This is a genomic window from Erythrobacter sp., from assembly GCF_040217515.1.
Lineage (GTDB): Bacteria > Pseudomonadota > Alphaproteobacteria > Sphingomonadales > Sphingomonadaceae > Erythrobacter.
The window spans coordinates 188949-215699 of record NZ_JAVJPT010000003.1 but is presented as its reverse complement, the minus strand read 5'-3'; the positions used below and the strand labels follow the sequence as shown (position 1 = coordinate 215699).

The 26751-nt window shown below is 65.6% G+C and carries 23 protein-coding genes; 14 read left to right on the top strand and 9 right to left on the bottom strand.

The genetic code is table 11. From position 1 onward, the window contains the following. The first annotated feature begins 320 nt into the window (after positions 1-320). Both RIB52_RS02645 and RIB52_RS02640 read left to right on the top strand, forming a co-directional pair. Complete coding sequence (locus RIB52_RS02645; protein WP_350172622.1) at positions 321-1379, top strand: M23 family metallopeptidase; 1059 nt, start codon at positions 321-323, stop codon at positions 1377-1379. A 4-nt stretch (positions 1380-1383) separates the two neighbouring features. Then, positions 1384-1779 carry a bactofilin family protein gene (locus RIB52_RS02640; protein ID WP_350172620.1) on the top strand — a complete coding sequence of 132 codons (396 nt, stop codon included), beginning with the start codon at positions 1384-1386 and terminating at the stop codon, positions 1777-1779. Positions 1780-1856: 77 nt separating this feature from the next. Here the strand turns inward: RIB52_RS02640 and RIB52_RS02635 are convergent, their stop codons facing one another. Continuing rightward, the gene (locus RIB52_RS02635) at positions 1857-3521 is read right to left on the bottom strand and encodes an AMP-binding protein (protein ID WP_350172618.1); all 1665 of its coding nucleotides are present in this window, start codon (positions 3519-3521) and stop codon (positions 1857-1859) included. Between the two features lie 165 nt (positions 3522-3686). Then, the gene (locus RIB52_RS02630; protein WP_350172616.1) at positions 3687-4502 is read right to left on the bottom strand and encodes a cell cycle transcriptional regulator TrcR; all 816 of its coding nucleotides are present in this window, start codon (positions 4500-4502) and stop codon (positions 3687-3689) included. A 180-nt stretch (positions 4503-4682) separates the two neighbouring features. Between RIB52_RS02630 and RIB52_RS02625 the strand changes: the two genes are divergently transcribed. After that, positions 4683-5654 (top strand): hypothetical protein, encoded by a 972-nt coding sequence (locus tag RIB52_RS02625; RefSeq protein ID WP_350172614.1) that lies wholly within the window; start codon positions 4683-4685, stop codon positions 5652-5654. Between the two features lie 9 nt (positions 5655-5663). On the opposite strand, the gene RIB52_RS02620 is transcribed toward RIB52_RS02625, so the two are convergent. From RIB52_RS02620 to RIB52_RS02610, 3 genes are all read right to left on the bottom strand, one after another. Next, on the bottom strand, positions 5664-6752 hold the full coding sequence (locus RIB52_RS02620) for a glycosyltransferase family 4 protein (RefSeq protein WP_350173145.1): 1089 nt from the start codon (positions 6750-6752) through the stop codon (positions 5664-5666). A gap of 29 nt (positions 6753-6781) precedes the next feature. Next, positions 6782-7735: a UDP-2,3-diacylglucosamine diphosphatase gene (locus RIB52_RS02615; protein ID WP_350172612.1), complete on the bottom strand. Its 954-nt coding sequence runs from the start codon at positions 7733-7735 to the stop codon at positions 6782-6784. A gap of 190 nt (positions 7736-7925) precedes the next feature. Then, positions 7926-8936 (bottom strand): NAD(P)H-quinone oxidoreductase, encoded by a 1011-nt coding sequence (locus RIB52_RS02610; RefSeq protein ID WP_350172610.1) that lies wholly within the window; start codon positions 8934-8936, stop codon positions 7926-7928. Between the two features lie 85 nt (positions 8937-9021). On the opposite strand from RIB52_RS02610, the gene RIB52_RS02605 reads away from it, so the two are divergent. The 4 genes from RIB52_RS02605 to RIB52_RS02590 all read left to right on the top strand — a co-directional run bounded on the left by RIB52_RS02605 (position 9022) and on the right by RIB52_RS02590 (position 15032). Then, on the top strand, positions 9022-9228 hold the full coding sequence (locus RIB52_RS02605; RefSeq protein WP_502879447.1) for a DUF1192 family protein: 207 nt from the start codon (positions 9022-9024) through the stop codon (positions 9226-9228). A 149-nt stretch (positions 9229-9377) separates the two neighbouring features. Beyond that, positions 9378-11753, top strand: coding sequence for an ATP-dependent Clp protease ATP-binding subunit ClpA (gene clpA / locus RIB52_RS02600; RefSeq protein WP_350172608.1), 2376 nt, complete (start codon positions 9378-9380; stop codon positions 11751-11753). Between the two features lie 82 nt (positions 11754-11835). Beyond that, positions 11836-13950 (top strand): prolyl oligopeptidase family serine peptidase, encoded by a 2115-nt coding sequence (locus RIB52_RS02595; protein ID WP_350172606.1) that lies wholly within the window; start codon positions 11836-11838, stop codon positions 13948-13950. Between the two features lie 50 nt (positions 13951-14000). Beyond that, complete coding sequence (locus tag RIB52_RS02590; protein ID WP_350172605.1) at positions 14001-15032, top strand: ligase-associated DNA damage response exonuclease; 1032 nt, start codon at positions 14001-14003, stop codon at positions 15030-15032. Between the two features lie 19 nt (positions 15033-15051). On the opposite strand, the gene RIB52_RS02585 is transcribed toward RIB52_RS02590, so the two are convergent. Continuing rightward, positions 15052-15375 carry a hypothetical protein gene (locus tag RIB52_RS02585; protein WP_350172604.1) on the bottom strand — a complete coding sequence of 108 codons (324 nt, stop codon included), beginning with the start codon at positions 15373-15375 and terminating at the stop codon, positions 15052-15054. A 98-nt stretch (positions 15376-15473) separates the two neighbouring features. Here RIB52_RS02585 and RIB52_RS02580 point away from each other — a divergent pair, with 98 nt between their 5' ends. Both RIB52_RS02580 and RIB52_RS02575 read left to right on the top strand, forming a co-directional pair. Further along, a complete protein-coding gene (locus RIB52_RS02580) occupies positions 15474-17090 on the top strand; it encodes a cisplatin damage response ATP-dependent DNA ligase (protein WP_350172603.1) in 1617 nt (538 codons plus the stop codon). A gap of 134 nt (positions 17091-17224) precedes the next feature. Next, the gene (locus RIB52_RS02575) at positions 17225-17893 is read left to right on the top strand and encodes a hypothetical protein (protein WP_350172602.1); all 669 of its coding nucleotides are present in this window, start codon (positions 17225-17227) and stop codon (positions 17891-17893) included. 42 nt (positions 17894-17935) lie between these two features. Here the strand turns inward: RIB52_RS02575 and RIB52_RS02570 are convergent, their stop codons facing one another. The 3 genes from RIB52_RS02570 to RIB52_RS02560 are packed head-to-tail and all read right to left on the bottom strand — an operon-like array spanning position 17936 to position 21253. Then, complete coding sequence (locus RIB52_RS02570; RefSeq protein ID WP_350172600.1) at positions 17936-18517, bottom strand: gamma carbonic anhydrase family protein; 582 nt, start codon at positions 18515-18517, stop codon at positions 17936-17938. Continuing rightward, entirely contained in the window at positions 18514-19515 is a 1002-nt protein-coding gene (gene hemB / locus RIB52_RS02565) for a porphobilinogen synthase (RefSeq protein ID WP_350172598.1), read from the bottom strand. Before hemB ends, RIB52_RS02570 begins: the two co-directional genes overlap by 4 nt. 58 nt (positions 19516-19573) lie before the next feature. Next, positions 19574-21253: a peptidoglycan DD-metalloendopeptidase family protein gene (locus RIB52_RS02560; RefSeq protein WP_350172596.1), complete on the bottom strand. Its 1680-nt coding sequence runs from the start codon at positions 21251-21253 to the stop codon at positions 19574-19576. Positions 21254-21659: 406 nt separating this feature from the next. On the opposite strand from RIB52_RS02560, the gene RIB52_RS02555 reads away from it, so the two are divergent. The 5 genes from RIB52_RS02555 (at position 21660) to RIB52_RS02535 (ending at position 26654) form a co-directional block, all read left to right on the top strand. Next, the gene (locus tag RIB52_RS02555) at positions 21660-24314 is read left to right on the top strand and encodes a helicase-related protein (RefSeq protein WP_350173141.1); all 2655 of its coding nucleotides are present in this window, start codon (positions 21660-21662) and stop codon (positions 24312-24314) included. Positions 24315-24341: 27 nt separating this feature from the next. Beyond that, positions 24342-24677, top strand: coding sequence for a S4 domain-containing protein (locus tag RIB52_RS02550; RefSeq protein WP_350172594.1), 336 nt, complete (start codon positions 24342-24344; stop codon positions 24675-24677). Next, the gene (gene fdxA, locus RIB52_RS02545; RefSeq protein ID WP_350172592.1) at positions 24674-25012 is read left to right on the top strand and encodes a ferredoxin FdxA; all 339 of its coding nucleotides are present in this window, start codon (positions 24674-24676) and stop codon (positions 25010-25012) included. The genes RIB52_RS02550 and fdxA overlap by 4 nt, the downstream gene beginning before the upstream one ends. Before the next feature lie 55 nt (positions 25013-25067). Then, the gene (locus tag RIB52_RS02540) at positions 25068-25883 is read left to right on the top strand and encodes a YihY/virulence factor BrkB family protein (RefSeq protein WP_350172590.1); all 816 of its coding nucleotides are present in this window, start codon (positions 25068-25070) and stop codon (positions 25881-25883) included. Positions 25884-26120: 237 nt separating this feature from the next. Then, complete coding sequence (locus RIB52_RS02535) at positions 26121-26654, top strand: CarD family transcriptional regulator (RefSeq protein ID WP_350172588.1); 534 nt, start codon at positions 26121-26123, stop codon at positions 26652-26654. Positions 26655-26751 lie beyond the last annotated feature (97 nt).

Sequence of the window (26751 nt, the reverse complement as noted above, 5' to 3'; positions counted from 1 at the left end):
TTGCACGAGCGCCATTCAATCCCGGTTCATGCTTCCGTTCGCATCGAATCGAAGAAATCGCGACAAACTTTGCTACCGCCTGCAACGTTTCGTCGCGCTTATCCTTCGGCTCGCCCGTTAGTGCGGTCGGGAGATTCGACCCGTTTACCTCCGCCCGTTAGCCAGATGTCGGGTTCATACAAGGAATCGGGGCGCTCTTGTCAGACAATTCATCCGTACGCCCACTTGGCGAGAGGCTGCGTCAGTGGTTTCCCGAACGCGAGTTTTTCATGCGTTCGCAAGGGCACGTCCGCTTCATCAGGATTTCATCGCGACTGCAGATGGGTCTGGCCGGGGCGACACTGGCACTCGGGATCGGTTGGGCCGGATCGATGGGCGTCATGGCGTGGGGCCAGCATCGGGCGGAAGCGGACCTTGCCTCCTTTCAATCCGAAAAGGCGCGTGTGGCGACCGCTCAGGAACGGCTCGAAGCCTATGGCGGTGATCTTGAGCGGGTGGTCGATGAACTGAACGAGCGTCAGAAATTTCTCGACGCGATGGCACAGATGCTGCCTGACGATATCAAATCCGCAACGGACGGCGTAAGCGATTCGAGCGCCGAGACCGCCAAGACCGTCGAGAAGGTCACCGCATTCCTCCCGCAGGCCCGCGGCCTTGCCGAAATCGAAGCGCGCCAGCTTGCGTTTGTGGAGGAGATCACGCGCTTCGCAGACTGGCGCGCGAAAAGGGCTGAAACTGCCTTGCGCAAGCTCGACCTCGACCCCGTTCTCATGGCCCGCAATGCCGAGCGCAGTGGCGGCGGCGTGGGCGGCCCGCTCGAGCTTCTCGGGACATCGGATGACGGCTCGATTGATCCGCGTTTCGAGCGGCTCGGCCTCAGCCTGGCCCGAATGGCGGCGCTCGAACGGGCGCTCGACGGGATCCCGCAGGTCGTGCCGGCCAGCGTCGACAAGATCACTTCCGGTTTTGGCTATCGCCGCGATCCCTTCACCCGGCGCGGTGCAATGCATTCGGGAATCGATTTCAAGGGCGCCTTTGGATCGCCCATTTTCGCCGCGGCCAAAGGCGAAGTGATCTTCGCGGGCTGGAAGTCCGGCTATGGCAAGGTCGTCGAAGTCACTCATGCCAGCGGCCTCGTCACCCGCTATGCCCACATGTCACGACTCGATGTGAGGCGCGGCGACAAGGTCGAAGCCGGGGCGACGCTCGGCGGGCTGGGCAGCACCGGTCGGTCGACGGGCCCGCACTTGCATTTCGAGGTTCGCCTCAACAATCGCGCGGTCAATCCGCGCCCCTTTCTGGAGACAGCCCCCGATGTTCTCGAAGAAGCCCGCCGAACAGGCGCGCCCCGCCGCCGCAACTCAGAAAGCGGTGAGTAGGCCCATGGCTTCGGGCAGCTCGACCTTCTCCGTGATCGGCTCCGATGTCGCGATCAAGGGGGACGTTTCCGCATCGGCAGATCTTCATATCGACGGCCGGATCGAAGGCGATATCAAGTGCGCTTCGCTGGTCCAGGGCGAAACAAGCGAGATTCACGGTGCGGTCATCGCGGAAAGCGCGCGGCTCGCCGGGCGGGTGGTCGGTTCGATCACCGCGCGCGAACTCGTCATTCTCAAAAGCGCGCGCATCGAAGGCGATGTCCATTATGACGCGCTGACGATCGAACAGGGCGCGGAAGTCGACGGCCGTTTCTCGCCCAGTTCGCAGCGCCAGGCCAAACATGCCGTGCCGGCCGGCGAACCGGACACGGACGAGGCGACGCTTCAGCTTGCGAACTGAGGCGGATAATGGACTGAAACCGGGGGCCTGAAATCCGGTGCAGGGCAGCCGGACGCGCCTCGCCGCTTCGATAGTCGCTACAACACCTCGGCGCGCAGGGCCTTGCGGTCAAGCTTGCCGATGATCGTGCGCGGCAATTCCTCGCGGATCACCACCTCGTCGACCCGCTCGTGCTTGCCGACATGGTGGTTGAGCCAGTCCTTCAGCTCCTCCGCACTGGTGGCCGCGCTGTTTCGAAGCGTCACGAAAGCACGCGGAACCTCACCCAGATAATCCTCCGGTACGCCGATCACGAGCGCTTCCTTCACCGCGTCGTGCTTCAGGATTTCATCCTCGACCACGCTGGGGAAGACCTTGAACCCGCCGACCGATATCATGTCCTTGATCCGGTCGACGATGGAAAGAAACCCGTCCTCGTCCATCACCGCGACATCGCCCGTGCGCAGATAGCGCTTGTTCGCGTGGGTGACGAAAGTTTCCGCATCGGCCTCGGGCCGGTTCCAGTAGCCGCGCATCACCTGCGGCCCATGGATCGCGAGTTCGCCCGGTTCGCCTTCGGGGGCCAGCTTCCCAGGGTCCTCCTTGTCTAGCAGCAGGATTTCGGTTCCGGCTACCAGCTGCCCGATCGTGCCCTTCTTACGGACTCCCTCATACGGGTTGACCGAGACGACGCCCGCGCTTTCGGTCAACCCGTACCCTTCGACCAGCCGCACGCCCGTCGCCTCCTCGAACCGCGCATGGACCGCCGAGGGCATCGGAGCGCCGCCCGAAATGCAGACCTTGAGCGCGGAGAAATCGGTCTGCGCAAGATCGGGATGGTCGAGCAGCGCCTGGAACATGGTCGGCACGCCGGGAAAACCGGTCGCACGGCACCGGTCCATGGTGTCGAGCACCTGTTTCGCCTCGAAACGCGGCACCATCGCGATCGCGGCCCCGGTGACGACCGCGTGATTCAGCAGCGCCGTGTTGGCAAAGACGTGAAAGAAGGGCAGCGCGCCCATGAACACTTCGCCCGAGGCGTTGCCGAACGGATTGATCGCCGCAACCTGCTGCGCATTGACCGAAAGCTGGTCGTGACCGAGCATCGCGCCCTTGGGCCGCCCGGTCGTCCCGCCGGTATATTGCAGCAGGGCAAGGTCCTCGCGCGGGTCGATTTCGACCGTTTCGACAGGGCGATCGGGCGTGCAGTCCTTCCATCGGCGTATGGCGTCGGACCATTCGACCGAGGCGATCTGGCTGCGCTTCAGCAGGCGGAAGGCGATCGCTTTCAGCCGGGGCAGCATGTCGGCGAGCGAGCCGACTACGAGCGTTTCGAGATCCGACGATTCCAGCACTTCGCGCGCGGTGCCGTAAAGTTCGGGAACGTCGAGGGTCACCAGCACGCGCGTGCCCGAATCGCCGACCTGCCAGGCCAGTTCGGATGTGGTGTAGAGCGGCGAGAAATTGACCACCACCGCGCCCGCCATCATCGCGCCGTAATAGGCGGCGGCGTAGATCGGGACATTGGGCAGGAACAGGCCTACGCGGTCGCCGCGCGCGACACCCATCGCGGCGAGGCCGGCGGCGAACCGGCGCGCTTCGGCAAGGATTTCGCCATAGGAATAGGTCCGGCCGAGGAAATGGAGGAAGGGGGCGCCGGGATCCTTCGCCGCACTGCGCGCCAGCATTTCGGGCAGCGCGACCGGCTCGAAGACGGTGTCCCAGGGGGTCGGGTGGTGGTAGGCGGCATTATTGACATTCATGTCAGTAGCCATGGCCGATCGCCTTGCCGGGTTCAAGCGCGAGATCGTTGCCAATGCGAAGCTTTTGCAAGTCCCTCATCCCATTCGTCATCCATGCGACGGTAAAACGCGAAGCGCCCGGCGGGCGTGGGCCTGCCGGGCGGTCGGATTCGCGATGCGAGGCGGTCAGGCGTTGTCGCCGTGATCCTCTTCGGCGTTTTCCGGTGCATTTTCGGGCGCGGCCAGCCCCTCGTCCTCGCGCGGGGCCGGGGTGGAAAAGCCGCTTTCGGGATCGAGCATTTCCTCCTCGGCCTCGCGCCGCGCGGCGAGCCAGGCTTCGGCCTCGGCTTCCTGCGCGGCTTCGGCGGCGGCCTTGGCATTGGCCTCGCGCTCGGCCCGCAATTCCTCGATCAGCCGGTCCTTGTCCGAAGGGCCGGTGGGCTCTTCGGGCACGGCCTCGTCGGTGACACCGGCACGCTTCGCAGCCTTTGCGACGACCGCGTCGAGTTCGCGCTGCGAACACAGGCCGAGCGTCACCGGATCCTTGGGCTGGATGTTCTGGATGTTCCAGTGCGAGCGTTCGCGGATCGCGCCGATCGTATTGCGGGTGGTCCCGATGAGCTTGGAAATCTGCGCGTCGGACACTTCGGGGTGATTGCGCAGGATCCAGGCGATGCCGTCGGGCTTGTCCTGCCGCTTCGACACGGGGGTGTAGCGCGGGCCCTTGGTCCGGGTGACTTCGACCGGGGCCTTGTGCATTTTCAGCGAATAGGTTTCGTCCGCCTGCCCCTTCTCGATCTCCTCGAGCGTCAGTTCGCCGGCATGGACCGGGTCGCGGCCGGTATATTTGCTGCCCGCGAGATCATCGGCCATCGCCTGCACTTCGAGGATGTGAAGGCCGCAGAATTCCGCGATCTGTTCGAAGGAAAGGCCGGTATGGTCGACCAGCCATGTAGCGGTCGCGTGCGGCATCAGCGGCTTGGGCTGATCCTTCTGTGCCATGGGAAAATCTCCGTTCAAAATAGACAGGCCGCCCCTTTCGGGGCGGCCGTTGCACGAAGCGAAATAGGCGATGGACGGCGAAACGGCAAGGAAAAGGCACCTTGGCAGGGCCAGCGTGTCGCATTTTTCCAAGGTTCCCGCCTTCGGCCGTGGCATTCATGCGTCCGAAGGAGAGTGCTCATGTTCCGACGCTTTGCCGTTCTCGCCGCCTGGCTCGGGCTTGCCCTTGCCGCGCCGGTCGCTTCGCCCGCCGCGGCCCAGGCCGATTACAACGAAACCGGCTGGCGCGCCGCCACCGCACAGGAAAAGGCGCTGCGCAAGGCGTATGAGGACGGCAAGTTCACCTGGTCCAAGGAGGACGGCATCGAGGAGATGTACGACTGCATGATCGCGTGGCAGGTCTGGGCGACGACGGCGCGGATCGCGCCAGATGCCTTTCCCACGATCAGCGGCGATCTCAGCCATGTCTTCGCCGAAGGGCACATGTCGCATTACGTCAACACGCTCTACGCCAAATCGGGCGGGGACGTGGACACCTTCGTGCGAAATATGATCGCGGCGGTCCAGCGCATGGACAGCACCATTCCCTATGACGACGAAAAGGCACTCTATCGCTTCATGGGCAAATGCTACGTCCAGCCGGCAAGCTGGGACTTCTCGCAAGGCGTGATGATGACCGGCCCCGAATTCGCGCGCGATTTTCTCCAGCAGTCGGAGGTGAAGGACAATTACCCGGTCTACGTAAAGGACATTCCCAAGCGGCAGGCCTTCGACAAGCTGGTGCTGGAAAAGCGGTTTCCCGAAGCCGCCAATTACGCGGCCGCTATGCATGCCGATCCGAAACTGAAATCGACTGTCTACTGGAACGAGATCCTCGCCCTTTCGGAAATGGCGGTGTCGGCGGGGCGCGGGTCGGAACTCAGCGTGCCGCTGCTCAATACGCTGACGCGGGTGTGGTGGCCGAAATACAAGCGCGGCTGGGCGAGGAACGCGCTGCGGGTGAAGCGCGGCGAAAACCCGGCAAACGACAACCGACCCAAGTCCTCGGGCGTGGGCAAGGAACCGGGCTGGGCGAAGCAGGAGCGTGAAAGGTACTACGGCGGGCGCACGAACTACACGCCGTGCAACCAGTGGAACACAATGGGCTGCTAGGCGCGCGCTTCAGAATTCGAGCACGGGCGCGGCGGTGAGCTGGACGCATTCCTCTTCCTCGAGCGCGACCAGCCCGGAGAGGAATTGCCGCGTCGCCGCTTCCCAGCTGAAGCTCGCCCCGTGTGCGGCACAGTGGGCGCGGTCGCAATAACGCGCCGCGTCGATCGCGCGGGCGAGGTCATCGCCCATCGCGCCGACATCGTCGGTAAGAATGTCGAGCGGGCCCGGTTCCGGATAGGCCGCCACCGGCGTGCCGCAGGCGAGCGCCTCGATCATGACGAGGCCGAACGTGTCCGTCCTGCTCGGGAAGACGAACACGTCCGCGCCCGCATAACAGCCCGCGAGGTCGCGTCCCATGCGCTTGCCGAGGAACAGCGTCTCGGGAAACTTCGCCTCGAGCGCCGCTTTCGCCGGGCCGTCGCCGACCACGACCTTTGTCCCCGGATAGTCGCAGGCGAGAAAGGCCTCGATGTTCTTCTCCACCGCGACTCGGCCGACATAAAGCAGGATCGGACCATCAAGCGTTTCATATTCGGGCGGCGGCGGGGCATCGGGGGTGAAACAGGCGAGATCGACCCCCCGGCTCCAATGGGTGAGCTGGGTCAGGCCCTGTTCGCGCAATTGCGCACGGATCGTCTCGGTCGCGACCATGATGCGCTGCGCCGGGCGATGGAACCAGCGGATATAGGGCCAGAAGGCGCTCGCCGGCAGGCCGGTGCGGCGCGCGATATAGTCGGGAAACTGGGTGTGATAGGCAGTCGTGAAGGGCACTTTCCGGTTCAGACAGTAACGCCGTGCAGCGAAGCCGAGCGGGCCCTCGGTCGCGATATGCACCGCTTCGGGCGCGATCCGGGCAAGCTGCCGCCCGACCGAGCCGGGCGCGGTGATGGCCAGGCGTATTTCGGGATAGGTCGGGGCCGGAACCGAACGATATTGCTCGGGCGAAATCACCGTGACCTCGTGGCCCCATCCGCGCAGCACGTCGCAGGTGGTCGAAAGTGTTCGCACCACGCCGTTGGTTTGCGGAAACCAGGCGTCCGTGATGATGGCGATCGTGCGCGGGACATGCGTGCGCCGGGCAGGATCCGCCCCCCGCACCGCCTCGGCGGAGACGCGGGACAGCTGGTTCACGCGGCCTCTCTTGCCGGGTCGGGCATTTCCGCTGTCTCTGCATCGGCCGCGGTATCCATGCTCTCGCTCTCGGCGCGACGCTTCATCTCTTCGGGCCAATGAAGGATTTCCATCCGCCCGTCCTCATGCTCGACCAGCGCGTTGCAGCCTTCGACCCAATCGCCGTCGTTCCAGTATTCGATCGTGCGCCCGTCATGGTCGAACCTGCGGAATTCGGCAGTGTGGATATGGCCGCAAACGACCCCGTCCACCCCGCGCTCACCCGCGGCCTTGGCGACGACTTCCTCGTATTTGCCGATGAATTCGACCGCGTTCTTGACCTTGTGCTTGGCCGCCTTGGACAGCGACCAGTAGGGCTTGCCCATGGCCTTCCGGATACCGTTGACGAACACGTTGAGCCGCATGACGGTGGTGTAGGCCCAATCGCCGACGAAGGCGAGCCAGCGGTGCGAGAGCATGACCGCGTCGAATTCGTCGCCGTGCAGCACCATCAACCGGCGCCCGTCGGCCGTGTCGTGAAACGCGGCGCGGCGGATCTCGATCCCGCCGAAATTGAGGCCAGTGAACTGGCGGAACATTTCGTCGTGATTGCCGGGAATATAAACGATCCGCGTGCCGCGCTTGGCCCGCTTGAGCAGGCGCCAGACGATATCGTTGTGCGCGGCGGGCCAGTAGAACTTCTTCTTGAGCCGCCAGCCGTCGATGATGTCGCCGACGAGGTACATCACCTCGCTGTCGACGCTGTCGAGAAAGTCGATCAGCATTTCGGCATTGCAACCCTTGGTGCCGAGATGGACGTCGCTGATCCAGATCGTGCGATATTTGCGCCGCTCGGTTCCTTCGGGCTCCGGGGTCTTCGGCCCGGCCAGCGGCAGGTTGGCGACATTGCCGAGCGGGCCAAGGGCCTCGCTTGCGTTGTCGGGCAGGTCGGACATCGTAAAGTCGGTCATTGCAATTCCCCGGACTTCGTCTTTTCCTCCCCCGCCTTGGCAGCCCATTGTTACAGGCGATTCACATGCGCGTTACGGTTCCGCGTAAATCCACAGCTTGATGACGACTTTGTTGCGCCGAGATATTGGCGACACGCAGGTCGCACAGGAGCCAATTCGTAACAATAATGCGATCGGCGCGTGACCGGTATCAGTCGCCGGTGACATCCAGCACGATCTTGCCGATATGCTCGCCGGCCTCCATCCGGGCATGGGCAGCGGCGGCCTGCGCCAGCGGGAAGGTCATGTCCATCACCGGCGCGATCTCCTTCTGCGCGAAAAGCGGCCAGGCATTGGCGGCGATCTCGTCGGCGACCGCGGCCTTGAAAGCATCGGAGCGCGGGCGCAGCGTCGATCCCGTCAGCGTGAAGCGGCGCATCATCACGACCGCCATGTTCAGCTCGGCCTTTGCCCCGCCCAGCACCGCGATGGTGACATGCCGCCCGTCCTCGGCGAGGCATTTGAGATTGCGCGGCACATAATCGCCCGAAACCATGTCGAGCACCACGTCGACGCCCGCACCGCCCGTATGCGCCTTGACCGCCTCGACGAAATCCTGCTCGCGGTAATTGATCGCGAGATCCGCGCCGATCTCCCGCGCAGCGGCGCATTTCGCCTCGCTTCCGCAGGTGACGATCATTTCCAGCCCGAAGGCCTTGCCCAGCAGGAGCGCCATCGTCCCGATGCCCGAGGTCCCGCCATGGACCAGCACTCGTTCGCCGTCCTTTGCCATGCCGCGCTCGAACAGGTTATGCCAGACGGTGAAAAGCGTCTCGGGGAGCGCGGCGGCTGTCCTGAGGTCCATGCCTTCGGGGACGGGCAGGCAATGATTCCACGGCGCGGTGCAGTATTCGGCATAGCCACCGCCCGGGGTGAGCGCGGCGACCTGCTGGCCGAGCAGGGTTTCGGGAACCTCTTCGCCCACCGCTACGATCTCGCCCGCGACTTCGAGCCCGAGGATCGGCGAAGCGCCCGGCGGCGGCGGATAGGCGCCCGCGCGCTGCAGGCAGTCGGGCCGGTTGACCCCGGCATAGGCGACCTTGATGAGCACGTCGGCGGGCCCCGGGGGCGGAACCTCGACATCGACGGGGGCGAGCACGTCGGGCCCGCCCGGCTCCTCGAACCCGATCGCGCGCATTGTCCCCGGTATGCCTGCTGCCATTTTCGCTTGCCCCTGTTGCGAAAGTGGCAAGGCGCATAACGATGGTGTCCATTGACAGCAAGCGGTCTTGCTTGCGATGCTTCGCATGATGGATGAAGAAGATCGCCCCCGTCCCCTGGGAGATGCAGCGAGTCGGCTCGCGGCAGAGGATCTTGCACCCTATTCGCGGGCCGAACTGGACGAGCGGATCGCGCTGCTCGAAGCGGAAATCGTTCGGGTCCGCAATCACCGGAACAGGGCGGCAGACCACATGGCCGCCGCCAATGCCCTGTTCAGCAAGTCCGGTTCATGATCGCGCCGGTTTCCTTTCAGAACATGCCCATCCGGGGCGTGGATTCGCAAATCGGCAAAGCCGACCCATATACGAAAAGAGGCTCGCAGGAGTCCGACCGCCCGCTCCCTCTCCCGGAGTCCATCAAAGCCCGCTGACAGAGACACCCCATGCCCAGTTTTGCCCAGAACCTCGAGAAAACCCTGCACAATGCGCTCGGCAATGCCTCCGAGCGGCGTCACGAATATGCGACGCTCGAGCATCTTCTGCTCGCGCTGATCGATGACGAGGACGCGGCCCAGGTCATGGCCGCCTGCGGGGTGGACCTTGCCGAACTCGGCGACGTGGTGAAGCAGTATCTCGACCAGGAATACCAGTCGCTGAAGACCGAGGAAGGCGCCGATCCGCAGCCGACCGCGGGCTTTCAGCGGGTGATCCAGCGCGCGATCCTGCACGTCCAGTCCTCGGGCAAGGACACGGTGACGGGCGCGAACGTGCTGGTGGCGCTGTTTTCCGAACGCGATTCCTACGCGGTCTATTTCCTCCAGCAGCAGGACATGAGCCGGCTCGATGCGGTGAGCTATATCAGCCACGGCATCGGCAAGGGCGGGCGCCAGATCGAATCGAAATCGCCGCAGGGCTCCGAAGAGGGCGAAGCGGCGAACGAAACGGCCAAGGACGGGGGCAACAAGAAGGAAACTGCGCTCGACCAGTTCACGGTCAATCTCAACGCCAAGGCCGAAGCCGGCAAGGTCGACCCCCTGATCGGCCGCGGCCCCGAAGTCGACCGCACGGTCCAGATCCTGTGCCGCCGGTCGAAGAACAATCCGCTTTATGTCGGCGATCCCGGAGTCGGCAAGACCGCCATCGCCGAAGGCCTCGCGCGCAAGATCGTCGAAGGCGACGTGCCAGAGGTGCTGTCCGAGGCGGTGATCTACTCGCTCGACATGGGCGCGCTGCTTGCGGGCACGCGCTATCGCGGCGATTTCGAGGAACGGCTCAAGCAGGTCGTCGCAGAACTCGAAGGCATGCCGCATGCGATCCTCTTCATCGACGAGATTCACACGGTGATCGGTGCGGGCGCGACCAGCGGTGGGGCGATGGACGCCTCGAACCTTCTGAAACCGGCACTGTCGGGCGGGACGATCCGCTGCATCGGCTCGACCACCTACAAGGAATTCCGCAACCACTTCGAAAAAGACCGCGCCCTGCTGCGCCGGTTCCAGAAGATCGACGTCAACGAGCCGACGATCGACGACACGGTCAAGATCCTCAAAGGGCTGCGCAGCGCCTTCGAAGAGCATCACAGCGTCAAGTACACCCCCGACGCGCTCAAGACCGCAGTCGAGCTGTCGGCGCGCTATATCAACGACCGCAAGCTGCCCGACAAGGCGATCGACGTGATCGACGAAGTCGGCGCGATGCAGATGCTCGTGCCGCCCAGCCGCCGAAAGAAGAAGATCACCGGCAAGGAGATCGAAGCGGTCATCGCCACAATGGCGCGGATCCCGCCCAAATCGGTCAGCGCCGACGACAAGAAGGCGCTGGAAAATCTCGAGCGCGATCTCAAGCATGTCGTGTTCGGCCAGGACGACGCCATCGTGCGCCTGTCGACCGCGATGAAGCTGAGCCGCGCGGGCCTTCGCGATCCGGACAAACCGATCGGCTCTTTCCTGTTCTCCGGCCCGACCGGGGTGGGCAAGACCGAGGTCGCCCGCCAGCTCGCCAGCATCATGGGGATCGAGCTCAAGCGCTTCGACATGTCCGAATACATGGAGCGTCATTCGATCAGCCGCCTGATCGGCGCGCCTCCGGGCTATGTCGGCTATGATCAGGGCGGCCTGCTGACCGATGCGGTAGATCAGAACCCGCATTGCGTGCTGCTACTGGACGAGATCGAGAAGGCGCACCCGGACCTGTTCAACATCCTCCTGCAGGTGATGGACAACGGCCGCCTTACCGACCATCACGGCAAGACAGTCGATTTCCGCAATGTCGTGCTCATCATGACGACCAATGCGGGCGCGGCCGACATGGCGCGGCAGGGCATCGGGTTTGGCGACGTGTCCAAGGAAGATGCGGGCGACGAGGCGGTGAAGAAGATGTTCACCCCCGAATTCCGCAACCGCCTCGATGCGATCGTGCCCTTCGCCTATCTCGGCAAATCGACGGTCACGCGGGTGGTGGACAAGTTCATCCTCGAACTCGAACTCCAGCTCGCCGAACAGAACGTCCACATCCAGTTCGACAGCGATGCGCGTTCGTGGCTCGCCGACAAGGGCTATGACAAGCTCTACGGCGCAAGGCCGATGGGCCGCCTGATCCAGGAGCGGATCAAGCAGCCGCTCGCGGAAGAGCTGCTGTTCGGCAAGCTCGCCGATGGCGGCGAGGTGCATGTCAGCATCAAGGACGGCAAGCCGAGCTTCGAGCTCACGCCTGCACCGCCCAAGACGACGAAGCGCAAGGCCCCGGCAAAGAAGAAGCCCGCGGCGAAGAAGGGGGCCGATCCCAAACCCGAGGCCTCCGGCAGCGATGCCGACAACTGAGCCATACCGCCACTGGCATTCGTGACGAATTTGTGATTGGTCGGTCCCCGTAGCTGCAAGGCACCAGATACGGGGATCGATCATGTTCGCACGCTTCTTTCTTGCCACCGCCTGTCTCGCGCTGGCGAGCACGCCGCTCGCCGCGCAGGACACCGCAGGAGACGATGCACCGGCCGGGCCGGAAACGAAATTCACCGGTGCCGACCTGTTCGGCCTTTCGGTCGCGGCCGATCCGCAGATCAGCCCGGACGGCGAAGAGATCGCCTATGTCCGGCGCACCAACGATATCATGACCGACCGCGCCGTCTCCTCGATCTGGCTGATCGACGTTGAAAGCGGCGCGGAAACGCCGCTGGTGACCGGAGCCGGATCACACGTCTCCCCGCGCTGGTCGCCCGACGGCACGCGGCTCGCCTATGTTTCGACCGAAAGCGGCGGCGGGCCGGAGCTCCACGTGCGCTGGATGGCGAGCGGCGAGAGCGCCAACATCACCGCGCTGCCCGAAGCGCCCGCGGCGATCGCGTGGTCGCCCGACGGCAGCCGTATCGCCTTTACCGCGCGCATCGCCGGGCAGGCGAAGACGCTCGGCCAGCCGCCCGCCAAGCCGGAAGGGGCGCAATGGGGCAAGCCGCTGCAGGTGATCGACCGCGCGACCTATCGCCGCGACGGCGGCGGCTATGTCAAGCCGGGCACGATGCAGCTTTTCCTCGTCGCCGCGACCGGGGGCGATGCGCGCCAGCTGACCTTCGGCGAATACGACAATGGCGGCACGGTCGAATGGGCCCCGGACGGCGAAAAGCTCTATTTCAGCGCCAACCGCCGCGAGGACTGGGAGCTCGAGCCGCTCGAATCCGATCTCTACGCGCTGGACATTGCGGGCGGAGAGATCACCCGGCTCACCACCCGCAGCGGTCCCGACTACGTCCCGCAAGTATCGCCCGACGGGCGCTGGATCGCCTATCTCGGCTTCGACGATGTCGGCAACGCCTACGACCAGGCGAAGCTCTACCGGATGAACGCGGACGGGTCGGGCAAGCAATTGCTGCGCGCCGACTTCCCCGCCAGTCCCGACGGGCTCGAATGGGTCGATGAAGGGCTGTTCGCCAGTTTCGAACGCGAGGGCGAGCACCGCGTCGCACGCATCTCATCGAGCGGCGAAATGACCCTGACCGAGCCGCGGCTCGGCAGCACCTATTATGCCCTGCCCTATACGGGCGGCGAATGGTCGGTAAGCGAAGGCGGCACCATCGCCTTCACCACCGCCAGCGCCACGAGCCCGCCCGATATCGGTGTCACCACACGGCGCGGGACGAAAACGCTGACGTCGCTGAACGCGGTCAAGCTTGCGGACAAGGAACTGGGCGAAACCCGTGAGATCGCCGTCACCGCGCCCGACGGGACGCGCATCCCGGCCTGGATCATGCTGCCCCCGGGCTACGAGGAAGGCGACCGCGTGCCGATGATCCTCGAGATGCATGGTGGGCCCTATGCCGCCTACGGCCCGGAATTCTCGGCCGATTACCAGCTCTACGGCGCGGCGGGCTATGCCGTGCTCTTCACCAATCCGGGCGGCTCGACCGGCTATGGCGAGGAATTCGCCGACCGGATCGAGGACAATTACCCGATCAGCAATTTCGAAGAGCTGATGGCGGCGGTGGATGCGGCAATCGCGGCGGGCCATGCCGATCCCGACCAGCTCTTCGTCACCGGCGGATCGGGCGGCGGGGTGCTGACCGCGTGGCTGGTGGGCAAGACCGACCGCTTCAAGGCCGCTGCCGTGCACAAGCCGGTCATCAACTGGACGAGCTTCGCGCTGACCGCCGACGCCGTGCCCTATTTCGGTCGCTACTGGCTCGGCGCGATGCCGTGGGAGGACCCGGAGCATTACTGGGAACGCTCCCCGCTCAGCCTGGTCGGCAATGTGACAACCCCGACGCTAGTCCTGGTCGGCGCGGACGATTACCGCACGCCGAGAAGCGAGGCCGAGCAATACTACGCCGCGCTGAAATTACAGGGCGTCGACACCGCACTCGTCGTCACCCCGGACTCGAGCCACAACAACCTCTCGCAGACACCGAGCCAGCAGGCCGCGCGCACGGCAAGCGTGATCGCGTGGTTCGACAAGTATCGCGCAGGCGAGGACGAAGTGGAAGGCACCCGTCCTTCCGGGCCGGCGACGATGGATACCGGCGAATAAGCTGTCCCGCCAATCGGGAACGGGCGCGCAGTCCTGCGGGTTAAGCCGCCATGAGCGCGCCCTTCTCATGGATCCGGCCCGAGCCCTGGGGCGTGCATGTCGTGCCCGCGGATTGCTGGGTCGATCCGGGGCGGGCGGTGGACCGCGCGCTCGTCACTCACGGCCATGCCGACCACGCGCGCGGCGGGCATGGCGAAACCATCGCCACGCCCGAGACGCTGGCGATCATGGCGCTGCGCTATCGTACGGGGATGGAGGACGACGCGGGCGAAATGCCCTCGAAAGCCACGCCGGTTGCCTATGGCGAGACCATACGCCTTGCGGGCGGCGTCGATGCGACCTTCGTTCCCGCGGGCCACGTGCTCGGCAGCGCACAGGTGGTGCTCGAACATGCGGGCGAGCGGGTCGTGATCACCGGCGATTACAAGCGGCGTGCCGATCCCACTTGCGCGCCCTTCGAAGTCACGCCGTGCGATATCTTCATCACCGAGGCGACCTTCGGCCTGCCGATCTTCACCCACCCCCCGATCGAGCAGGAGATGGCAAAGCTGCTTTCGACCCTCTCCGGCAATCCAGACGGCTGCGTGCTGGTCGGCGCCTATGCGCTGGGCAAGGCGCAGCGGGTCATCGCCGAACTGCGCGCCGCCGGCCATCACGATCCGATCTACCTCCACGGGGCGATGGAAAAGATGTGCCGGCTTTACGAGGAACACGGCGTACCGCTCGGCGAACTTCGGCTTGTGAGCGATCATGCAAAGGGCGACATGAGGGGTTCGATCGTCGTCGCCCCGCCTTCCGCGCTCAACGATCGGTGGTCCCGCCGCCTGCCCAGCCCGATCACCGCGATGGCTTCGGGCTGGATGCGCGTGCGCCAGCGCGCCCGGCAGCGCAATGTCGAATTGCCGCTGGTCATTTCCGACCATGCCGACTGGAATGAACTCACCGCCACCATCGACGAAGTCGACCCGGCGGAGACGTGGATTACCCACGGCCGCGAGGAGGCACTGCTGCGCTGGTGCGAACTCGGCCAGCGCCGAGCCCGCGCGTTGGCGTTGGTCGGACGCGAGGACGAGGATGACTAGCATCCCCGCGCCCTGGCCGTCAGGCAGTCGGAGCCGCTTCGAGAGCGGCCAGATCCGCGCCGATATTCGCAAGCGTTTCGTCCGTGATCATGCCCTGGGACCACGGCATGAGCTGAACGAGGCTCATCGCCTTGAACGAATCGTAGGAAGGATGCCCGCCGATCCCGGGAAGATGCGTCTCGAGCACGGCTTTGGCGCGGTCGTCCGCCATCAGCACTTCGATCGGGGTGTCGATGGTGAGCGCATCGGCCACCGGGGCGGCCTCGGCCGGGGCATCTTCGGCGAAAGCGGGCTGCACCGCGGCAAGCGCGAGCAGCAGGACCGCGAACGGCGTGACCTTCATGCTTCGTGTTCCTTCCTGAAGAGAGGCGCGGCCGGATACCGCAGCCTTGGCGCTACCCGGCACATATTGCAGCGCAATGAAAGCGGGGGCCTGCGCGCATGAAGGCCTTTTCGACCCTGCTCGACACGCTTGTCTACACGACCAGCCGCAATCGCAAGCTTGCGCTGATCGCCGAGTTCCTCCGCGAAACGCCCGATCCCGACCGCGGCTGGGCGCTCGCCGCGCTGACGGGGGAGCTCGACTTCCCGGCGGTCAAATCCTCGACCATCCGCAACCTCATGAAAGAGCGCGTCGATCCGGTGCTGTGGACTCTGGCGCGCGATTTCGTCGGCGACACGGCGGAAACCGCGAGCCTGATGTGGCCGGAGGCGCAAGGCGCCGCGCCCGAACCGGATCCCGACCTGACAGTTAGCGCCGTGGTCGAAACACTTGCCGACCTTACTCGCAACACCGCCCCGCGAGAATTGCCGAAACTGCTCGACCGGCTCGACGTCAATGGCCGCTTCGCCCTGATAAAGCTGGCGACCGGGGGGATGCGGATCGGCATTTCGGCGCGGCTTGCCAAGACCGCCTTCGCGCAGGCTTTCGGCGTGGCGGTGGAGGAGGTCGAGGAGTATTGGCACGCATTGGAGCCGCCCTATACCGACCTGTTCCAATGGGCTGCCGAAGGCGGCGATCCGCCCGATGTCGCCAACCTGCCGCGCTTTCGCCCTTTCATGCTCGCCCACCCGCTGGAAGACACGGTGGTCGATCTCGCCGATTACGCCGCCGAATGGAAATGGGACGGCATCCGCGTCCAGCTGGTGCGGGCAACGAAGGACGGCGTGGCGGCGACAAGGCTCTATTCGAGAAGCGGCGACGACATCTCGGCAAGCTTTCCCGAGATGCTGGACGCGCTGCCCATGGACGCGGTGCTCGACGGGGAATTGCTTGTGCAGGGCGACACGCAGGGCGGCGCCGAGGGCGGCGCGGCGAGTTTCAACGCTCTCCAGCAAAGGCTCGGGCGCAAGACCGTGCCGAAGAAATTGCTCGCCGAGGCCCCCGCATTCGTTCGGCTCTACGACGCGCTGCTGCTCGAGGGGCGCGACCTGCGCGAGCTTGCCTGGAGCGAGCGTCGCACGCGGCTCGAGGCGCTGATCGAGCGGCTGCCGGCGAAACGCTTCGATCTTTCGCAGGTCGTCGAGGCGCGCGATTTCGCCCATCTCGCCGAAATCCGCGAAACCGCCCGCGACGAGGCGATCGAGGGGCTGATGCTCAAACGCCGCGACAGCCCCTATCTCGCCGGGCGCAAGGTCGGCCTGTGGTACAAGTGGAAGCGCGACCCGCTGCTGGTCGACTGCGTCCTGATGTATGCCCAGCGCGGCAGCGGCAAGCGGTCGAGCTTCTTTTCGGACTACACCTTCGGCTGCTGGGACGGCGATCCCGACGAAGGCGCGGACCTGTTGCCCGTGGGCAAGGCCTATTCGGGTTTCACCGATGCGGAGCTGAAAAAGCTCGACCGTCACGTGCGGCAGAATACGGTGAACCGCTTCGGCCCGGTGCGCGAGACGAACCGCAGCCTCGTTTTCGAGGTCGCCTTCGACAGCGTGCATTCCTCGAAACGGCACAAGTCGGGGCTCGCCATGCGTTTCCCGCGCATCCACCGGATCCGCTGGGACAAGCCGGTGCACGAGGCCGACCGGATCGAGACATTGCGCGCGCTTGTTCGCGATTAACTTAGATCAAAGCATTGAAATTGCTGTCTTTAGGTACCGGGCCGTCGCGGCTGGCGCACGGTGCGGCGCGGAGGCGGAACGGCCATGCGAAGTCCGCCATTGGTTCGATGAAACGCAAGATGGAGGACCGACACATGAAACTCAGCACACTTCTCGCAACCGCCCTCGCGACCACCGCTCTGGGTGCAACGCCCGCAATGGGCCAGAACGCCATGGATCAGTCGACGATGGAGCAGGCGAACGAGCGCTACAAGCAGGCGATGAACGAAACGGTCAGCGCCGAACGGATGATGAGCGGCGATGTCACCAACGGCTTCAACCCGCTGGGGGATGTGCGCAACCTCGTGCTCGACCCGACCGGCGAGCGGATCGCCTACATTCTCTACGACGCGCCCTATCCCGGATCGTTTTTCGGCGAGGATGACGGTTTCGTTCGGTGGGACAATGTCGCGATCGAGCGCGGCGGCTATGGCGGGCTCGACCTGAGGATCGACGACGCAGCCGCGGACTATCGCAAGGAACAGCTAGCGCTGACCAGGGCCGAAGCCGATGGCCGGCTCGTGGACGAGATCGTGGGCGGCGACATGATGTTCGCCGATAACGAAATGCGCGAGGTCGAGGACATCCTGTTCGATCCCGAAACCGGTACGATCACGCATTACGTGGTCGAATTCGACGAGGACAGCCTGTTCGACGAAGACACACGCCTCGTCCCCGCCTCGATGGTCAGCATGGACGATAGCGGCGACTACTGGATGGTCTCCAGCCCGACCACTTACGAGTATCGCGTCTGGATCTACTGATCCGTCCGCAAAAGGGCAGCGACAAGCCCGGAAGGGGCGCGCTTAACCGAGCGCGCCCCTTACCGCGTCGGCGTGTTGCTTTGCATTCTCGACGTAATGGGCAACGCCCATTTTCATGCCGGCGATCGCCGCGTCGGAGAGGTCCTTGAGCTTCTTCGCCGGACGGCCGGCCCACAGCTCGCGCTCGCCCATCTCCTTGCGCTCGGTCAGCATCGCGCCTGCGGCAAGCATCGCGTCGGAAGCGATCACCGCATTGTTCATCGCGATCGCGCCGAGGCCGACGAAGCCGCGATCGCGGATCGTGCAGCCGTGCACCATCGCCATGTGACCGATCAGGACATCGTCCCCGATAACGAGCGGGCACCCTTCGGGCTCGGCGGGCGAGGGCCCGTCGCAATGCAGGACGCTGCCGTCCTGCACATTGCTGCGCTCGCCGATGCGGATCGAGGAGACGTCCGCACGCAGCACGCAATTGTACCAGATCGACGAACCCGCCCCGATTTCGACGTCGCCGATGATCGTGCATCCGGGGGCGACGAAGGCGGTTTCGTGGATTTTCGGCGTCTTGCCGTGGATCGGCACGAAAGTGACACCGGGATAGCGGGTGGCAAGATCGTCGGTCATGTCGAAGCTCCGAGCAGCCGTGCTGCGTGTGGGGCGTGATAGGTCAGCACGCCGCTGCATCCGGCGCGCTTGAAAGCGACCAGCTTTTCCATCAGCAGCGCGTCGCGATTGCCCGCGCCGACGCTTTCGGCGGCCTCGATCATCGCGTATTCGCCGGAGACCTGGTAGGCGAAAACCGGCACGCCGAACTCCTCACGGACACGGTAGATGATGTCGAGATAGGCAAGACCCGGTTTCACCATCACGCTGTCCGCGCCTTCGGCGAGGTCGAGTTCGACCTCGCGCAGCGACTCGTCGCCATTGGCCGGGTCCATCTGGTAGGTTTTCTTGTCGCCTTTCAGCAGCCCGCCCGAGCCGACCGCATCGCGGAACGGGCCGTAGAACGCGCTCGCATATTTGGCCGCATAACTCATGATCTGGACATTGACGTGCCCGCCCATCTCCAGCGCGCGGCGGATCGCGTGGACTCGCCCGTCCATCATGTCCGACGGGGCGATGATGTCGGCCCCGGCCTCGGCCTGGTTGATCGCCTGGTCGACCAGCATGGCGACGGTTTCGTCATTGGTTACATAGCCCGCCCTATCGAGCAGGCCGTCCTGGCCGTGGCTGGTATAGGGATCGAGAGCGACGTCGGTGAGCACGCCGATCTCCTCTCCGCACGCATCCTTGATCGCCTGGATCGCGCGGCACATCAGGTTGTCGGGATTGTGCGCTTCCTCGCCCCGTTCGCTGCGCTTGTCCGCGGGGGTGTTCGGAAATAGCGCGACGACCGGGATGCCGAGCTTCACCGCTTCCCTCGCGCGCTCGGCGATGAGGTCGACCGACCAGCGCGAGACACCGGGCAGGCTTGCGACCGGCTCTTCCACTCCCTCGCCAGACGTGACGAAAAGCGGCCAGATAAGGTCGGCGGGCGTGACCAGCGTTTCGCGATGGAGCGTCCGGCTCCAGGCCGAAGCCCGCGTGCGGCGCAGGCGGGTGTTGGGATAATGTCCTCTCATGGACGCGTGTGTTGCCGCAAACATCGCGGCCGCGCAATCGTGCGGGCGCTGGCTTCCCTCAGTTCATCCGCGTGCGGCCATCCGCGTCGTCGCTCCTGCGGGCGAGGTCGATCTTCTCGATCTCGCGCGTGGGTTCGTCGCCTTCGCTCGGCAGGGGTTCCAGATCGGCCAGCGCCGCGCCGACTTCGACCTGTTTCAACTCGATCAGGCGGCGGCGGAAATCGATCAGCTCCGTGCCGGTAAGCTGCGCGCGGGTGACGAAGGAAACGCTTTCGGGATTGATGGAGCGCCCGCCGCGATACATCTCGTAATGCAGGTGCGGACCCGTCGACAGTCCGGTCGAACCGACATAGCCAATGATCTGTCCGCGTTCGACCCGCTGGCCGCGGCCGACCGCCATGCGGCTCATATGACAATAGCGCGTCGAGAGCCCTTCACCGTGATCGATGCGCACCGCGATCCCGCAGCCGCCCGCGCGCCCGGCGGAGCGCACCCGTCCGTCGGTCACCGCCACGATCGGCGTGCCGTGGCGCGCGCGGAAATCGAGCCCCGAATGCATCCGGCGATAGCCGAGGATCGGGTGGCGCCTCATGCCATAGCGCGAGGAAATCGGCCCCGGCACCGGCTGCACCAGCCCGCGCCGCTGTTCGCCCACGCCCGAGGCTTCGTAGAATTGCCCCTCTTTACCCCAGCGCATCAATTGCGTCTTGGGCTGGCCGCCTCGGTCGATCCCCGCATAGAGCAATTGCCCCGCCTGTCGATCGCCCGTCGCCGCGCGGCGATAGGCGAGGATGATATCGAATTCGTCGGAAGCGTGCACTTCGCGGTCGAGGTCGATCTGGTTGTCGAGCGCGCGCAGATATTCCTGCACCGCGCTGGCCGGGACGCCGGCGGCCCGCATCGAACGATACAGGCTGGGCCCGACCTTGCCGCGCACGCGCAGCGGCGTGTCGTCGACGCGAATGAAATTGCGCTTCAGGGCGAGCGGACCCGCGCCGTCTTCACCGGCCCGGGCGATCTCTAGCTCGAGATCGAACCGCGCGCGCAGCGACAGCGCGTCGAGCGGACGCGGCTCGCCCGGGGCGGGACGGCGGCCGAGCACGATGTCGACCTGCGTGCCGGGCTTCAGTTCGCCCAGCGGCATCGCCTCGCCGACCAGCGCCGCGACCCGGGACACATCTCCGCCCGCCAGCCCCGCGCGGCGCAGCATGCCGGCAAAGCTATCTCCCGGGGCGAGTGTCGCGATCAGTTCGATCCGCGGGCGTTCTGGCGCCCTTTCAAGCGGGATCACCCGCGCACCCGGAGCCATGCGCCGCCCGCTATCCGCACCCAGTGCGAGCGGCATGATCATGCGGCTGCGCATTTCCTTGCGAATCGCGGGGCTTTCGGGCATTGATGCGCGCGCTTCGAGCGGGGTGAAATCGGGCCAGAACGCAAAGGCTGCGGCCCCCAGCGCGATCATCGTGCCGAGCCCACGAAACCAGCGGCGGCTGCCGATATTCTCGGCCAGGTCCGGGGCGAGGTCGAGCCGGTCGAACCACTGCCCGACCGCCAGTTTCCATTCGTCGTAACGGTCGCCAAAGCCGCGCATGCGGGTGACGACCCGGCGGCGCACCACCTCTTGCGCGCTCGGTGGGGCGGATCGCGCGGCCTCGCGGAGATAGCCGCCAATCCGGTCGGCATCGGGGGCGGTTCCGCCTTCCGCTCGGGCCCTCGCGTCGGAGGTTTGGCCCCGCAAGTCCCGGTCGTCGGATGGAAAATCGCGTGCGTGATCCAATGGTCCGGCCCGTTTGTCGTTCGCGAAAGACGCAAGCAAGGCGACAGTCTCGCCAATCGGCCCTCCAATGCCCTGTTTCCCTGCCGCATCAAAGTAAATCCCGGGTTAACCGGCGACCAGACGAGTCTGGCCTGCGACAAAAGGCGTGACGAAGAGGCCCGGCGTCCTCCCCCGCCGCTTGCCCGCCCGGGCCAAGCCTGACACAAAGCGCAGCGTGACCTTTCGCGCAAACGAGACCGGACGGGGCGGCGCTGTCCGTGCCGGCGAAAGCCGCGGTGACGCAGGTTGTGGTGACCGGGCGGGGGGCCATGTCCGCGCCGTGCTCGGCCCGACCAATACCGGTAAGACGCATCTCGCGATCGAGCGGATGTGCGGTCATTCCTCCGGCATGATGGGCTTTCCGCTGCGCCTGCTGGCGCGCGAAGTCTATGACCGGGTGCGCGCGATCAAGGGCGACGATGCAGTCGCGCTGATCACCGGCGAGGAACGGATCGAGCCGCCAAACGCGCGCTATTTCCTGTGCACCGCCGAAGCGATGGACCGCCGGGGCGCGGGCAAGAACGGTCCCCATGCCTTCGTCGCAGTGGACGAGGCGCAACTGGGCGCCGATCCCGAACGCGGGCACATCTTCACCGACCGGCTGCTGAATGCGCGCGGACGGGACGAGACGATGATCCTCGGTTCGGCCACGCTGGAGCCGATGATCCGCCAGTTGATCCCGCGCGCCGAACTGGTCGAACGGCCGCGCTTTTCCACGCTCACCCATGCCGGGTCCGCCAAGCTGTCGCGCCTGCCTGCGCGCAGCGCGATCGTCGCCTTCTCGGCCGAACAGGTCTATGCCATGGCCGAGGCGCTGCGGCGCTTTCGCGGCGGCGCGGCGGTGGTGATGGGGGCGCTCTCGCCCGAGACGCGCAACCGCCAGGTCGAATTGTTCCAGAACGGCGAGGTCGATTACATCGTCGCCACGGACGCGATCGGCATGGGGCTCAATCTCGATCTCGACCATGTCGCCTTCGCCGCGCTGACCAAGTTCGACGGACGGCGCAAAAGGCGCCTCACCCCGGCCGAAATGGCCCAGATCGCCGGGCGCGCCGGGCGACACCAGCGCGACGGCAGTTTCGGCACGCTCACCGGCGGCGGGAGCCGCAGCGGCGCGCCGCTCGAATTCACCGAGGAAGAGATCTACGCGATCGAGGAGCATCGCTTCGCCCCGATCACCCACCTGTTCTGGCGCGAGGCCGAGCCGCGTTTCGACAGCCTGCCGGCGCTGATCGCCGATCTCGAGGCGCGCCCGCGTGACGAGGCGCTGAGGCCGGCCCCGCAGGCGATAGACCTCGCCGTGCTCAAGCGGCTCGCCGAAGAACCCATCGCCGACACAGTGCGCGGCGCAGGCGCGGTGCGACGCTTCTGGGAGGCGTGCTCGCTGCCCGATTTCCGCTCGGTCGGGGTGGACAGCCACGCCCGCTTCGTCGCGCGACTTTGGGACGACCTTCAGGAAGGCTATCTGGGTGCGGATTTCGTCGCCGCGCGCATCGCCGAGCTTGACCGGGTGCAGGGCGACATCGACACGCTGCAGGGACGCATCGCGGCGATTCGCTCGTGGGCCTATATCTGCCAGCGGCCCGACTGGGTGCTCGCCCGCGACGAAATGGCGTCCCGGGCGCGGGGCGTCGAGGCAAAGCTTTCGGATGCGCTCCATGCGCGGCTGACCGAACGTTTCGTCAACCGGAGGACGACGATCTTGATGAAATCGCTGGGACAGGATGCGGCCGCTCTGCCCGTGACGCTCGAACCCGACGGGCGCGTGACGGTGGAAGGCGAGCCGATCGGGCGGCTGGAGGGCTTTCGTTTCACGGTCGATCCCGATGCGACCCTAGCGGATCGCAAGATGCTGCTCGCGGCGGGCGAACGTGCCCTGCCCGGTATTCTCGCCCAGCGCGCCGAAAGGCTGCTCGGCGAAGGGCTGGACGAGCTCGACATCGAACGCGGCACGCTGGCCTGGAACGGACACAGGCTGGCGACCATCGTGATGCCTGACGATTTTTCCGCCGCGCGGCTCGAATTCGCGCGCGAGGTGACGATGCTGCCCGATGCCGCGCGCGTCCGGCTCGAGGAAGGGCTCGGCGCATGGCTTGCCGCGCGGCTTGAGCCGCTCGCCCCCTTACGCAAGCTGGCGCAGGCGGCGCGCGATCCCGAGGCCGGATCGCAGGCCCGCGCCCTGCTCATCACCCTGATCGAGGCGGGCGGCGTGGTCAGCCGCGAAAAGGCCGGGCTCGAACACCTGCCCAAGGAAATGCGTCCCTTCCTGCGCAGGCTCGGCGTGACGTTCGGCGCGCTCGACATTTTCGCCGCCCCGCTGCTGAAGCCCGCCCCGCGTAGTTTGCTGCATGCGCTCGGGCTCGACAGGAGGCCGCTTAACGAGGCGATGCTGCCCGTCCTTTCCGAGACGAAGCGGCTTCCCGCAGGCTACCGTCCTGCGGGAACGCAGGCGATTCGGGTCGATCTTGCCGAAAAGATCCTGCGCGCCGCGTTCGAGGCGCGGAGCCGGGCGACGGAGCGCGCCGCGAAAGGCGAAGCGCCCGAACCGCGCAAGGGCCGCCATTCGGTGCGCTTCCGTTTCGACCTCGCGCTTGCGGTGTCGATCGGGCTGGAGGAAGACAATGCGCGCCGCCTGCTCGGCAGCGCGGGCTTTCGCTATCACCGTTCGCGCGACTTGGCCGAGGGCGCATTCGGCCCGCCCGCTCCCGACAGCTGGACTTGGCGTCCGCGCCGGGCCGGCGATGCGAGACGCCCCCATGACAAGGGGCGCGAGAAAGGGCGCGACAAGGGTCACGATCACTCCCGCGATGGTTCGAAAGACAAGCGGAGGCACCCCCGCAAGGACGTGGCCCGCCCTGCGCGCAAGGGCGCTGCGCCGCATGATCGGCGCGAAACCCCGGCCAAGCCCGATACCGGCCCCGCGCGTAGCGGCGGCGCGTTCGACGGGCTTGCGGAACTGCTCGGCGGAAAGGCGGGCCAGTGACCCGCGCGGGCGGTTAGGGCGGCGCGCATGGCCGAGGGCATGGCGGCAACGATGCGGATAGACCGGCTGCTTGTCTACCTGCGCTTTGCCCGGACCCGCTCGGCCGCGCGCATGCTTGTCGAAACGCGCGCTTTACGGCGGAACAGGAAACATGTGCGGCGCGCTTCGGAGAATGTCGCTATCGGGGATGTCCTGACCCTGCCCGTGGGGGGCGAGGTCCGCGTGGTCGAGGTCCTTTCGCTGCCCGAGCGCCGAAGCGCGCCGGAGCTGGCGAAGTCTCATTATCGTGAGCTTGACCCTCGCGGTGAAATCGCCATAGCACGCGGCGAAACGACCTCGAATGGAATGAAGGCGCCTCAATGACCTACGTCGTCACCGAAGACTGCATCAAGTGCAAGTACACCGATTGCGTCGAAGTGTGCCCGGTGGATTGCTTCTACGAGGGCGAGAACATGCTGGTCATCAATCCCAGCGAATGCATCGACTGCGGCGTGTGCGAACCCGAATGCCCGGCCGAGGCGATCCTGCCCGATACCGAGGACGGGCTGGAAAAGTGGCTCGAGCTCAACACCAAATATTCCGCCGAATGGCCGAACATCACGAGCCAGAAGGAACCGCCCGAGGATGCCGACGAGCATAAGGGCGAGACCGGCAAGTTCGAGAAATACTTCACCGCAGAGCCCGGCGAGGGCGACTGAGCCGCGCGCCATCAACCTGCGGGCACGCGGAACACCCGGGGCCCGCCCCGGTTCAATGGTCATGCGCCCCATCATCGCCTCGCTCACATCCGGCTGGACCCGCGCCAACGAGGAAAACGCCCCGTTGCTGGCGGCGGGGATCGCCTATTACGCCTTTCTCTCCTTCGTCCCCCTGCTCGGTGCGATCGTGCTCGCCTACGGGCTCATCGCCGATCCGCAGACCGTCGCGGGCCATGCCGCCTCGCTCGCCGAGGAACTGCCCGCTTCCTCGGCCGATCTCGTCACCGACCAGCTCGAAAGCGTCACCGACCGGCGCGGCGGGACCTCCGGGCTCGGCCTTGTCGTCGCGCTCGCGCTGGCGCTGTTCGGGTCGCGGCTGGCGGCGGGCGCGGTGATCACCGCCCTCGACGTCGCCTTCGGGGCCGAGGAAAAGCGAGGGCTGGTCCGATCCAACCTGCTCGCGCTGGCGATCACGCTCGGGGCTATTCTCGCTTTCGGGATGGTGGCTGGGGCAACCACCGTGGTGTCGGTATTCCTGGCCGATACCGGCGGACGTTTCGCGACTTACGCGCTGGTCGGGCTGGCGGGCATTGGCGGCGCGATGCTCGCCTATCGCATCGTCCCCAATACGCGCGGCAGCGTTTCCTATCGTGCGGCGCTGCGCGGTGCGGTGCTGTTCGCGCTGGGATGGATGGCAGCGAGCGCGGGCTTCGGCTTTTACGTTTCCAATTTCGGCAATTACAACGCGACCTATGGGTCGCTGGGCGCAGTGGTGGTGTTCCTGACCTGGCTCTTCATCAGCGCGCTCCTGCTGCTGATCGGTGCCTTCGTCGCCGATGCGAGCGCGGATCCCGCACAGGACGAATGCTAGTCCTGCGGGCACGAGCAAGTATCGGGACTCGCAATTTTGTTGCGAACATGTTATAGAATGGTCCAACCCCATCGGTCGGTCCCGGTGGCGGCGCGAAAAATAGGAACAGGCCACTTACCAGCAGCACAGTCTCGGTCGGATGCGGCCCGGTGCCTGCCTCGTTGGAGAGGTTTTGCACCGCAGGGACCATTCGCCCGTTTCGTGGGCCGGCTGGGAGGCTGATAGAAAGGAACTCGCATGGCTAGCAATGCGCCTGCCTTCACGGTCGGAGACTATGTCGTTTATCCCAAGCACGGCGTCGGCCGTGTGATCGAACTGCAGAGCGAGGAAATCGCCGGGATGCAGCTCGAACTTTACGTCCTGCGTTTCGAAAAGGAGCGCATGACGCTGCGCGTGCCCGTCAACAAGGTCGAATCGATCGGGATGCGCAAGTTGTCCTCGGACAAGACCCTGAAGGAAGCGATGGAAACGCTCAAGGGCAAGCCCAAGGTCAAGCGCACCATGTGGTCGCGCCGCGCCCAGGAATACGAAGCCAAGATCAATTCGGGCGACCTCGTGTCGATCGCGGAAGTGACGCGCGACCTGTTCCGCCCCGACGACCAGCCCGAACAATCCTATTCGGAACGCCAGATCTTCGAGGCCGCCTCCAGCCGCCTGGCGCGCGAACTGGCCGCGATGGAGGAAACCGACGAGCCGACCGCGCTCGGCAAAATCCTCGGCGTGCTGCGCGAACATGCGCCGCAATATTACGAGAACACGGAGGAAAGCTGAGACTTTCCAAAAGGCTGGACCGAAAGAGGGCCGCTCCGCAGGGGCGGCCTTTTTCGTTGGCGAGCTGCGTTGGCGGACTTGCAGCGGCCATATTGGT

Coding starts and splice junctions, on each gene's coding strand:
- RIB52_RS02610 (WP_350172610.1), bottom strand. CDS start 8,936: ATGGCAGCAGGCATACCGGGGACAATGCGCGCGATCGGGTTCGAGGAG.
- RIB52_RS02590 (WP_350172605.1), top strand. CDS start 14,001: ATGAGCGCGCCCTTCTCATGGATCCGGCCCGAGCCCTGGGGCGTGCAT.
- RIB52_RS02585 (WP_350172604.1), bottom strand. CDS start 15,375: ATGAAGGTCACGCCGTTCGCGGTCCTGCTGCTCGCGCTTGCCGCGGTG.
- RIB52_RS02570 (WP_350172600.1), bottom strand. CDS start 18,517: ATGACCGACGATCTTGCCACCCGCTATCCCGGTGTCACTTTCGTGCCG.
- RIB52_RS02540 (WP_350172590.1), top strand. CDS start 25,068: ATGGTCATGCGCCCCATCATCGCCTCGCTCACATCCGGCTGGACCCGC.
- RIB52_RS02630 (WP_350172616.1), bottom strand. CDS start 4,502: ATGGCACAGAAGGATCAGCCCAAGCCGCTGATGCCGCACGCGACCGCT.
- RIB52_RS02645 (WP_350172622.1), top strand. CDS start 321: ATGGGTCTGGCCGGGGCGACACTGGCACTCGGGATCGGTTGGGCCGGA.
- RIB52_RS02555 (WP_350173141.1), top strand. CDS start 21,660: ATGTGCGGTCATTCCTCCGGCATGATGGGCTTTCCGCTGCGCCTGCTG.
- RIB52_RS02615 (WP_350172612.1), bottom strand. CDS start 7,735: ATGACCGACTTTACGATGTCCGACCTGCCCGACAACGCAAGCGAGGCC.
- RIB52_RS02595 (WP_350172606.1), top strand. CDS start 11,836: ATGTTCGCACGCTTCTTTCTTGCCACCGCCTGTCTCGCGCTGGCGAGC.
- hemB (WP_350172598.1), bottom strand. CDS start 19,515: ATGAGAGGACATTATCCCAACACCCGCCTGCGCCGCACGCGGGCTTCG.
- RIB52_RS02635 (WP_350172618.1), bottom strand. CDS start 3,521: ATGAATGTCAATAATGCCGCCTACCACCACCCGACCCCCTGGGACACC.
- RIB52_RS02580 (WP_350172603.1), top strand. CDS start 15,474: ATGAAGGCCTTTTCGACCCTGCTCGACACGCTTGTCTACACGACCAGC.
- RIB52_RS02625 (WP_350172614.1), top strand. CDS start 4,683: ATGTTCCGACGCTTTGCCGTTCTCGCCGCCTGGCTCGGGCTTGCCCTT.
- RIB52_RS02550 (WP_350172594.1), top strand. CDS start 24,342: ATGGCCGAGGGCATGGCGGCAACGATGCGGATAGACCGGCTGCTTGTC.
- RIB52_RS02575 (WP_350172602.1), top strand. CDS start 17,225: ATGAAACTCAGCACACTTCTCGCAACCGCCCTCGCGACCACCGCTCTG.
- RIB52_RS02640 (WP_350172620.1), top strand. CDS start 1,384: ATGGCTTCGGGCAGCTCGACCTTCTCCGTGATCGGCTCCGATGTCGCG.
- RIB52_RS02605 (WP_502879447.1), top strand. CDS start 9,022: ATGATGGATGAAGAAGATCGCCCCCGTCCCCTGGGAGATGCAGCGAGT.
- clpA (WP_350172608.1), top strand. CDS start 9,378: ATGCCCAGTTTTGCCCAGAACCTCGAGAAAACCCTGCACAATGCGCTC.
- RIB52_RS02535 (WP_350172588.1), top strand. CDS start 26,121: ATGGCTAGCAATGCGCCTGCCTTCACGGTCGGAGACTATGTCGTTTAT.
- fdxA (WP_350172592.1), top strand. CDS start 24,674: ATGACCTACGTCGTCACCGAAGACTGCATCAAGTGCAAGTACACCGAT.